This window comes from Aquidulcibacter sp. (assembly GCF_049239865.1).
Classification (GTDB): Bacteria; Pseudomonadota; Alphaproteobacteria; order Caulobacterales; family Aquidulcibacteraceae; genus Aquidulcibacter.
Genome location: NZ_JBMLTR010000213.1, coordinates 1 through 2,572 on the forward strand (window position 1 = coordinate 1; position 2,572 = coordinate 2,572).

The 2,572-nt window shown below is 55.7% G+C and carries 4 protein-coding genes; all 4 read right to left on the minus strand.

Features of this window, described 5'->3' with window-relative positions; translation table 11 throughout:
* The coding region (locus ACOVRA_RS14465) for an NADH-quinone oxidoreductase subunit L (protein WP_421720915.1) at window positions 1–1,100 on the minus strand (1,100 nt) is incomplete at its 3' end.
* Window positions 1,101–1,103: 3 nt separating this feature from the next.
* Window positions 1,104–1,409, minus strand: a complete 306-nt coding sequence (nuoK, locus tag ACOVRA_RS14470; protein ID WP_421720916.1) for an NADH-quinone oxidoreductase subunit NuoK — start codon at window positions 1,407–1,409, stop codon at window positions 1,104–1,106.
* Window positions 1,406–2,023, minus strand: a complete 618-nt coding sequence (locus ACOVRA_RS14475; RefSeq protein ID WP_421720917.1) for an NADH-quinone oxidoreductase subunit J — start codon at window positions 2,021–2,023, stop codon at window positions 1,406–1,408. The genes nuoK and ACOVRA_RS14475 overlap by 4 nt, the downstream gene beginning before the upstream one ends.
* A 75-nt stretch (window positions 2,024–2,098) precedes the next feature.
* On the minus strand, window positions 2,099–2,572 hold a 474-nt coding region (nuoI, locus tag ACOVRA_RS14480; RefSeq protein ID WP_421720918.1), incomplete at its 5' end, for an NADH-quinone oxidoreductase subunit NuoI.

The window sequence follows — 2,572 nt, forward strand, 5'->3', positions numbered from 1 at the left end:
AACAACAAAGCTTTGAAGAAGGCGTGGGTGAACAAATGGAACATGGCGGCCTGATAGGCACCAATGCCTGCGGCAAAGAACATAAAGCCCAATTGCGAACAGGTGGAATAAGCGATCACGCGCTTGATGTCGTTTTGCGCAAGCCCCACGGTCGCCGCAAACAAGGCCGTCACCGCGCCAATGATGGTGATGAAACCAGCCGTCTTGGGGGCGGCCTCATAAATGGGCGAGCACAAGCACACGAGCACGACGCCAGCCGTCACCATGGTCGCGGCGTGAATCAGCGCCGACACAGGTGTTGGGCCTTCCATCGCGTCGGGCAACCAAGTGTGCAGGAAGAATTGCGCCGATTTGCCCATCGCGCCGATGAACAACAGGAAAGCGATGATCTCGATGGCGGGCAATTGATAGCTGCCCCACTTCAGCATCACGCCAACCTTTTCAGGCACCATTGCGAAGACTTCTTTGAATTCAATCGAGCCAAACACAAAGAACACAGCCATAATGCCCAAAGCAAAGCCAAAGTCGCCGACCCGATTGACCACAAAGGCCTTGATTTGGGCGTCATTGGCCGAGCGCTTGTGATACCAAAAGCCGATCAAAAGATATGAGGCGAGGCCAACGCCTTCCCAGCCGAAGAAAAGCTGCATGAAGTCTGCCGCTGTAACCAGCGACAACATGGCAAAGGTGAAGAGCGACAAATAGGCAAAAAAGCGCGGCTTATGGGGATCTTCCGCCATATAGCCCCAGCTATAGAGGTGCACCAAGGACGAGACGCCCGTGACGACGATCATCATCACGGCACTGATGGCGTCCAAACGAATGGACCAGGTGCTCTTCAGGTCGCCAACATGGATCCAAGTCGCGATGCGAATGGGCTCAGCAGGCAAATGCAAGCTGTGCTGCCAATGGCCGATAAAGATGGTTCCGGCGCAGGCTGCAGCGACAAACAACAAAGCGGTGGCGACAAACATCGCCACTTTCTCGCCAATGAAGCGGTTGAAGAGCCCGCAGATGATGGCACCCAAAAGCGGCGCGAACACGACAATCGTCGCGAGCGTTTCGGCTAGGCCCGTAGTGGCGTGAGGTTCAGCAGACACGCGTTAGCCCTTCATCAGATTGAGATCTTCAACCGCGATATTGCCGCGGTTTCGGAAATAGACGACCAGAATGGCAAGACCAACGGCGGCCTCAGCGGCAGCGACGGTCAGCACGAACATCGCAAAAACCTGTCCGACCATGTCCCCCAAGAAGGACGATAAAGCGACCAGATTGATGTTCACTGCCAGTAGAATGAGTTCAATCGACATCAGGATGACGATGACATTCTTGCGGTTCACGAAGATGCCGAACACGCCAATGGTGAACAGTGCGGCAGCAACCGCGAGATAATGAGATAGGCCGATCAAAGTACCACTCCTTCGCCCGGCTTCGGGTCAGTCATTTCAACGCCGCCCGCGCGGGTGCGGCCGACCTGTACGGTAACATTCTGGCGGCGGATTCCGTCGCGGTGCCGCAGTGTGAGCGCAATCGCCCCGACCATGGCAATAAACAGAATGATACCAGCGGATTGGAACAAGAAGATGTAATCCGTGTAGAGGATGCGCCCGATGGCTTCGGCGTTGGAAACCGCCGCTGCGGCTGGCGTTGGGGCGGCAATGGCTTCTGCCGAGACGGACTTTTCAATCCAAGCCCCACCGACCATGACGAACTGGCCAAACAAGATCAAAGCGATCAGGCCGCCAAAGGGCAGATAGGTGAAAAAGCCTGCCTTCAACTCCGCAAAGTCGATGTCGAGCATCATGACGACGAACAGGAACAATACCGCGACCGCGCCGACATAGACAACGATCAAAAGCATGGCGAGGAATTCTGCCCCCAACAACACGAACAGGCCCGCTGACGTGAAGAAGGTCAGGATCAGAAACAACACGGAGTGCACAGGGTTGCGGGCCACCACGACCATAAAGGCCGAGGCAATCGCAATCGCACTCAAGATGTAAAAGGCGGCGACCGCAATCATCGCTACTCTCTTCCCCTCTGCGCCCCGTTCACCAAGGACAGGCGCGCGCTTTGTTAAACGTACCCAGACTGTGGCTTAACGATAAGCCGCATCCAACTCTAGATTCTTCGCGATTTCGCGTTCCCACCGGTCGCCATTGGCCAGAAGCTTGTCCTTGTCATAGAACAATTCTTCCCGCGTCTCGGTAGCAAACTCAAAGTTTGGACCTTCCACAATCGCGTCCACCGGGCAGGCTTCTTGGCAGAAGCCGCAATAGATGCACTTGGTCATGTCGATGTCATAGCGCGTGGTGCGGCGTGAGCCATCATCGCGCGGCTCTGCCTCAATCGTGATGGCTTGCGCGGGGCAGATAGCTTCACACAATTTACAGGCAATGCAGCGCTCTTCGCCATTGGCATAGCGGCGCAGCGCATGTTCGCCCCGGAAACGCGGGCTGATATGGCCCTTTTCAAACGGGTAGTTGATGGTGAATTTCGGCTCGAAGAATTTCTTCATCGCAAGGCCAAACGCGCCTGCAAAGTCGAGCATCAAAGCGCCTTTGAGAGCTTG